This is a genomic window from Microbulbifer halophilus, from assembly GCF_026183675.1.
In the GTDB taxonomy this organism is placed as follows: Bacteria; Pseudomonadota; Gammaproteobacteria; order Pseudomonadales; family Cellvibrionaceae; genus Microbulbifer; species Microbulbifer halophilus.
The window spans coordinates 1-6,924 of sequence record NZ_JAPIVK010000065.1; the positions used below are offsets into that span (position 1 = coordinate 1).

6 protein-coding genes and 1 pseudogene are annotated in these 6,924 nt (G+C 47.4%); 6 read left to right on the forward strand and 1 reads right to left on the reverse strand.

Translation table 11 applies throughout. The features are described 5' to 3' along the window. On the forward strand, positions 1–743 hold a 743-nt coding region (locus OQE62_RS19020), incomplete at its 5' end, for an IS630 family transposase (protein ID WP_265723627.1). Positions 744–755: 12 nt separating this feature from the next. Beyond that, a pseudogene (locus OQE62_RS19570) lies at positions 756–1,145 on the forward strand (transposase); the annotation flags it as partial. Between the two features lie 100 nt (positions 1,146–1,245). Here OQE62_RS19570 and OQE62_RS19030 read toward each other — a convergent pair. Beyond that, a complete protein-coding gene (locus OQE62_RS19030) occupies positions 1,246–2,205 on the reverse strand; it encodes an IS30 family transposase (protein WP_265723629.1) in 960 nt (319 codons plus the stop codon). A 2-nt stretch (positions 2,206–2,207) separates the two neighbouring features. Here OQE62_RS19030 and OQE62_RS19035 point away from each other — a divergent pair, with 2 nt between their 5' ends. The 4 genes from OQE62_RS19035 (at position 2,208) to OQE62_RS19050 (ending at position 6,720) form a co-directional block, all read left to right on the forward strand. After that, on the forward strand, positions 2,208–2,630 hold the full coding sequence (locus tag OQE62_RS19035) for a transposase (protein ID WP_265723630.1): 423 nt from the start codon (positions 2,208–2,210) through the stop codon (positions 2,628–2,630). Further along, positions 2,627–3,562 (forward strand): DDE-type integrase/transposase/recombinase, encoded by a 936-nt coding sequence (locus tag OQE62_RS19040; protein ID WP_265723631.1) that lies wholly within the window; start codon positions 2,627–2,629, stop codon positions 3,560–3,562. Before OQE62_RS19035 ends, OQE62_RS19040 begins: the two co-directional genes overlap by 4 nt. A 166-nt stretch (positions 3,563–3,728) precedes the next feature. Beyond that, positions 3,729–5,273, forward strand: a complete 1,545-nt coding sequence (locus OQE62_RS19045; protein WP_265723632.1) for a hypothetical protein — start codon at positions 3,729–3,731, stop codon at positions 5,271–5,273. Next, on the forward strand, positions 5,263–6,720 hold the full coding sequence (locus OQE62_RS19050) for a hypothetical protein (protein ID WP_265723633.1): 1,458 nt from the start codon (positions 5,263–5,265) through the stop codon (positions 6,718–6,720). The genes OQE62_RS19045 and OQE62_RS19050 overlap by 11 nt, the downstream gene beginning before the upstream one ends. The last annotated feature ends 204 nt before the right edge of the window (positions 6,721–6,924 follow it).

Here is a 6,924-nt window from a genome sequence, read left to right on the forward strand (position 1 = left end):
GTGTCTCGCTGATGGCGAAGTACGCCGGTGTTACCACATGGCAGGTTAGGCAAATCTGGAACGCTGCAGATCTGAAGCCACACCGACTCAGAACCTTTAAGATCAGCAATGATCCGCAGTTTGCTGAGAAAGTGGTGGATATCGTTGATTTGTATATGGACCCGCCGGACAATGCCTTGGTGCTGTGTGTTGACGAGAAAACCCAGATTCAGGCACTTGATCGCACTCAACCAGGGCTTCCGCTTGCCTCGGGGCGCATTGGAAGTCGCACCCACGATTACAAGCGCAATGGGACGGCGGCTCTCTTTGCAGCCTTCAACATTCTGACTGGCGAAGTGATTGGTCGCGTTGAGAAAAGATCGCGTTCCAAGGAGTTTCTTTCCTTTCTGAAACAGGTCGATCGGCAGACGCCAAAAGACAAGGAATTGCATATCGTGCTGGATAATCTCAGCGCTCACAAAACCAAAGAAATTACAGAATGGGTAGCCAACCAACCGAGAATTCATTTCCATTTCACGCCCACCAGTGCATCCTGGTTGAACGCCGTCGAAGGATGGTTCGCGCAGCTCGAACGGCGGGCCCTTTACCGAGGTATCTTTACCGGCGTGGCGGAATTGAAGGCCGAGCTGCAGCGATTCATTCGTGTTCATAACCGTGATCTTGCCAAGCCGTTTAAGTGGACAAAAAGCGCCGATACAATACTGGCCTCAGTGCAACGAGCTAAAAATGTGTTACCTAATTAACCGCATGGCCCACTAGCCCAGGCTTCCGAAACCCTCCAGAAACACTTCGACAAGATTGACCAGTTCCTAAAGACGGCAGCCCCAAGGAAGGGGCAAGGAAAGAACCAAAAAGAAGTAAAGAGCAACATCACCGATAACGAATCCGCCAAAATGACCACAAGCAAAGGCACAATCCAGGGCTACAACGGCATTGCCGCCGTCGACAAGGAACATCAGATCATTGTCGAGGCCCAGGCCTTTGGTGCCGGCCAGGAACAGCATACGTTAAAGCCGATTCTCGATGGCATAAGGAAGCGTTACCGCGATACCGATATCCACCAGGACATCCTGGAAAGTCAGGTCATCGTCACCGCAGATACCGGCTTCTCCAGTGAAGAAAACAACGACTACCTCCGCAAAGAAGAACCTGCATTCAACTCGCTAGTGCAACAGGTGGATTAGTACCAAAAATGCCTNAGAAAACAACGACTACCTCCGCAAAGAAGAACCTGCATTCAACTCGCTAGTGCAACAGGTGGATTAGTACCAAAAATGCCTGATTCGGCGTTTTCATGCCAAGACATTTCCTCGATCGGTTGTTGATTCTATTCATAGCGTTCAGAATGTCTTGGTCTGTGATGGTGGTAAAGTCACTGCCCTTGGGGCAATATTGTCGAATCAGGCCGTTGGTATTTTCGTTGAAGCCGCGCTCCCAGGAAGCATAGGGATGAGCGAAATAGAAGTCGGCTTCAAATGCCTTGGCAATGACCTTGTGACAGCCGAATTCCTTGCCGTTATCCGAGGTGATAGTGTGGACGCGCTCTGACAGCGGGGAGAGTAGCTCTATCACCGCATCTTTAACGCCCTCAGCCTCCTTGGTGAGTACCTTGGCGATGAGCGCCAGCCGGGATTTGCGTTCGGTCAGCGAAACGATTGCCTGCTTGTGGTGCTTGCCGATGATAGTGTCGAGCTCCCAGTCGCCCAGGCGGGTTCGGCGCTCCACAATGCTGGGGCGCTCCTCAATAGAGACTCGATCAGGAATCTGGCCGCGGCGATCGTAGCTACCGTACTGTTTTCGGCGGGGCTTCTGGCAACGTAGATGACGATAGAGCTGGCCACCCTGGCGTTTGTCTTCAAGGACGTACAGGTAGATCCATTCGTGGCTGATAGACACTTTCTCTTCCTGCGCCAGCCACAGACTGATCTGCTCGGGACTCCAGTCTTCAGACAAGAGCTGTTCAACTCGCCGCCAGTGGCTGGTAGTGATACGAGGTTGTGCTTTGTCCTGACGGCGATTTAGCGCCAACTGGTGAGTCTGTTTGGGCCGATAGCCTTTCAGGCCGAGGTTACGCTGCAACTCCCGACTGACCGTGGATTTGTGCACACCAATGATCGCGGCGATCTCAGTCTGGCTATGTTCGGCTTTCATTGAGGCGTAAATTTGATATCGTTGTTCTTGGGTAAGCTGTGTGTAGCGTTTCATTTGTGCTTCTCATTCTTGCCGAAACGAAAAGCGGAGATACTACCGCAGCTTGCCCTCCATTCCGACTGATTGAGTTGCACTTACGAGTTGAATCCAGGCCAGATAACTGGAGCAGCGAAGAAAAATTTTGTATTGTCCTTGAGACCGCGCCAATGACCGAGGCGGAACTCAGTGAGTACTGCCGCAAGCACGGCCTGTATCCCGAGCAGATTGAAGCCTGGAAAGTAGCCTGCATGTCAGCCAACGCCGAATCTGATGAACAGTCCAAGCGCAGTCAAAAAACCAGCAAGGCAGAGAAAAAGCGCATCAAAAAGCTCGAGACAGAACTACGACGGAAGGAGAAGGCGCTCGCGGAAACGGCCGCACTGCTGACACTGTCAAAAAAAGCCGAAGCAATCTGGGGCCACAACGACGAGGACGAATGACCAGCCTCCCAGATCGCCAGCACGCCGTTGCCCTGATTACAGAAGCCAATCACAGCGGCGCCCGGCTGGCCAAGGCTTGTGCCTTACTGAACCTGAGTGTGCGCACCTATCAACGCTGGACGGCTGACGAAGCTGTTAGAGAAGACCAGAGGCCCGTGGTGCCGAGGCCGGCGCCAACGAACAAGTTGAACGACGAGGAGCGCCGAGCCGCCGCATCTCTGTGTGACCAGCTCGAGTACCGGAGCTGTCCGCCAGTGTTTATTGTTGCCGATCAGCTGGATAAGGGGCGCTACCTCGCTTCTGAATCGACACTCTACCGGGTCTTGCGCGAACACAATCAGATCCATCGCAGAGGGCGTCAGAAAGCGCCTGAGTGCAAACGACCGGCGACCAGCCACAAAGCCTCGGAGCCGAACTGTCTGTGGTCCTGGGACATCTCGTGGCTACCGGGACCAGCACGCGGAATCTGGTATTACCTGTATCTGGCAATGGATGTTTACAGTCGCAAAATTGTCGGTCACGAGGTGTATGAACGTGAAACCGGAGAGCTGGCTCGCGAGTTTATCGAGAAGGCTTTCTGGCGAGAGCATCTGGCGTCCAAGGAAAAGCCGCTCGTACTGCACTCCGACAATGGCAACCCCATCAAAGCGGCAACCTTCCTGGAGAAGTTGTACGACCTGGGAATTACGCTCTCGAACAGTCGGCCCAGAGTGAGTAGCGACAATGCCTGCACCGAGCACCGGTACAGCGTGCTGAACTATGTAACGCCCGAGCAGCACCATAACGGAGAGGCCCAGGAAGTGTTAGCCTGGCGGAAGTTAGTACTCGAAACCGCGAAAGCCAAGAACCCACGTCGCTGGTCTGGAGACACCAGAAATGTCAGCTTACCGGAATCAGTAACTCTGAACCCGGACAAGGCGGCAAATTGTTAAAGAGCTGATGACTTAAACGCGACAACTACGTTGACAGATACCGATGGCTGTCTGATATAATATTCAGATTCTATTACGTTTTGACAAGTACGCCAGAAGCAAAATCAGGCATAAGTCGGATGTCTTGAAATGAGAAAATCCAGACAGCAGACAAGGATTAGCCTACATGTTGAAAGATAAACTTTATGCAATCATGCAACTATCAGAAAAGGATATCGCGAAAGGAGAGGCTCGTTTTGCCGCTTTTGATAAAGGCAGCCTTGCTGAATTCTTGGATAATATATTTTCAGATGTAAATGATATTGGTATCCACATCATTTTCCCTGCCGACCTGAAAGCATTGATCATTAATTGTATTGCTCATGGTACTCAGGCCACCCGTAAAAAAGTCGCTCGAGCGCTGCTATATAAGTTGCAGTACAGTAATAAACTAGAGCAGGAAGGACTGTTTGACTTAGCTTGGTGCTGGATCAGTAATACACGCAATAAAGAGATACGGGAAATTCTCGGCCAGTTAATGTTGTACTACGTACATGATGAGCGTGCCTGGCAGCTTTATCAAGAATACATTGCTGACACCTATCCAGACATAGTCCAAAGTATTTTCTATCAGCCCATAGCACTTTGGTCTCTGTTCAGAAATAAAGTCCGCTATAAGGAAATGTGGCGTTATCAACAGGAATATTTTCCGGAGCAAGCTCAAAAAATATATCGCCTTTGGCAGCACAACATTGAAGCACGGCTTAATGAACAAGTTCCCGCAGGCTGCTTATCTCTGCACCGAGTTGAAAATCCTTGGCAATATTCAGAAAAAGTAATTGATAAATTACGAGATAAAGGCGTGGATATTGTTCTGAAGGGGGAGACTGGTGATGTCATCCATGCTGCAAATGGAGAACTACTCTATCATGACTTGCAACTTAATGGTCGCTTATTGGGTAAAGCAATCGGTGGCCCTTTTGTAACTAACCCACAGCACACATTATTGTTTTGTCATATTCTTGATGAATATAATGGGCTGGCATTGTCTGTGATAAACCTAAAAACAAATCAGTTTTTTAGACTCGATGTTAGCGGGATTAAGCTGCTGCCCTATAATCATGACGGACTACAATTGAACGCCTGGCTTTATGATGGCACTACGATACTTCAGGAAAGAGATGAGCGTACTTTTTATGTGCCAGAGCAGATATGGGGGATGCAGAATCAACTACGCATTTTAGACCAGAATAATGGCTGGGGTTTTGATTTCGACACCCATTATATTAAATCGTTTATCAGTAAATATCGCTATGCCTTCCGAGACTTTGTTCACCACTATATCGTTGGAGAATTCAGGATACCGCAATCACCTGCAGTTCATATTTGCATATCGGTTAAGACCGGCGAAATGGATGCTTTTTATTATGACCAAGATAAGCAGCAGTTTTTCCTCATGCGGATAAATGCCTCACTGGGTGAATTCATCAAAGCACTGACCGTGTATCAAACATTTATGCGTGAAAAAGGTTTTTCATCAGAGGCTTATGATGCGGCTATTACTCAATTGTCGAATCAGCAGGCTCAGGAGCTAAAAGAACAACTGGAACATGCAGGTATGGGTGATCATACACAACATCAATTTTGGCGGTGGCTGTTTGAACCGTTAATGATGCAAGCAGCTTCAAACCCTCGTCCTGAAAATGGTAAAGACAAATCAGATGACAGTTAATCATCAAACTGCAACACCAGTTGCACCGATCAGAATTGCAACCTTGTCGCCTGCTCGCCAAGAGATTTCCTATTTCTTTAATGGCCATTACTATTACGCCATTTTAGGGCCTAATCCATTTAAATTTGTGGCACTCCCTTGGTTGGATGAAAAGTCTCTGAAAACTAAAGAGTGCTTTCTGGGAGACGATAAGACCACCATTATTGGCACCGAGTTTTTTGAAGTGCCTTTAAGACGTTCTAAACGTATCGGCAAAGATGCCCATAACTACTTTAAAGTGGCGGATGAAATTTATTCCGCTTCGGAAGCGCCTTGTCATTTTGAGTTGCAACCGCATAAGGAGATCGACGCACGCTCATTAAAAGTATTAGATGAAGACTATGCAGTAGATAAAGATTATTACTTTTCTCGCTGGGGAGCTCGATTACCTGCGCACGAAGTGGATTATGCGCTGTCACATTGGGATTTGTTAGATCTGCTATATAAAAAACTGCCTCCCCCTGAAAAACAAAGCCGAGCTTCATTCCCTCATTTAAAAGCGGATCCGGATAAAGATGATTTAGATATGCTTAGTGTCTGGCTTATGCAGCAAGACCATTGGCAAAAATACGCCGCTGATCCTCGTTTTTATCCTTATTGGAGGGCTTACTTTAAATTAGCGACACGTTTATATGAAATAAGTAAAGATGCGAGTATTTATCAACAAGCGCATGCACTAGCGGAACACTTTCAACCATTGTTTGTAGTAGAACCTGCGTCTTTGGAGAAATTAAGTGAGCTTTACCAGCTAGCTGACGCCCCCGAATTATATGCCGAAGCTCAAAAGTTTTTAGCCGACTTACAGCCAGAAAACCAGATATTTACTCCTGCAATTGCAGAATTACTTGAACAGACGTTATCGTCAAAATTAGTGCAATCAGCGCCAGTAGAAACGGTTAACTACCTTCGACAAGTCGTATTAAGTCGCTACCAGATGCAAGATAAAGCTGCGCTTAAACAGGACTGGGAACAAGATTGCTCTTGGTTTGTTGATTGGCAGACAGATTATTTTCAACGTTACGTACTAACCAAACGACAGTCCGCCATATTAGACAGCGATAGTGATCCTATATGGAAACAGTATCAAAATTACAAACATTACTCGCTTTTGAATCCACTGGCGCACCTGCAGGTGGCTAATGGCCTTTTTATTACCGTTCATCATTGGCATCACTGGACTTCGACTTTTTTTGATCATGAGCAACAGGGTCGACTAGCTCGAGCATTTTATATTGCCGAACAATTTTTTCAGGCTATTGAGAAACATGGTTACGAAAAGGAGTTACTTGAAAAAGCTGAAAAAATTGAAATGGTATGGCTCTGTGGTGGATTGAATCATTTACGTTTGTATTGTCAACAGGTGGCTAAACTTGTCACAAAACAAAATGACACCAATGGAGTGGAGTAATAATGCTTGGTTTTAAGTAATAACTGCAATTTCCTCATGCAGACCGGTAGACTTAAGCCTAGCAAAACCAGTATTAACCATATCAGTATTTAGATACTAAAAAGCCGCTCACTTGTGATTGTGCACCTAACAGTTTAACCGGGCACACCCGATCGAACGTTTATTATTAACCCGGTACGAATATAGATATGGTATAATGGCCGC

Excerpts from the sequence above, each read along its gene's own strand:
- OQE62_RS19045 (WP_265723632.1), top strand. The coding sequence starts at position 3,729 with ATGTTGAAAGATAAACTTTATGCAATCATGCAACTATCAGAAAAGGAT.
- OQE62_RS19040 (WP_265723631.1), top strand. The coding sequence starts at position 2,627 with ATGACCAGCCTCCCAGATCGCCAGCACGCCGTTGCCCTGATTACAGAA.
- OQE62_RS19050 (WP_265723633.1), top strand. The coding sequence starts at position 5,263 with ATGACAGTTAATCATCAAACTGCAACACCAGTTGCACCGATCAGAATT.
- OQE62_RS19030 (WP_265723629.1), bottom strand. The coding sequence starts at position 2,205 with ATGAAACGCTACACACAGCTTACCCAAGAACAACGATATCAAATTTAC.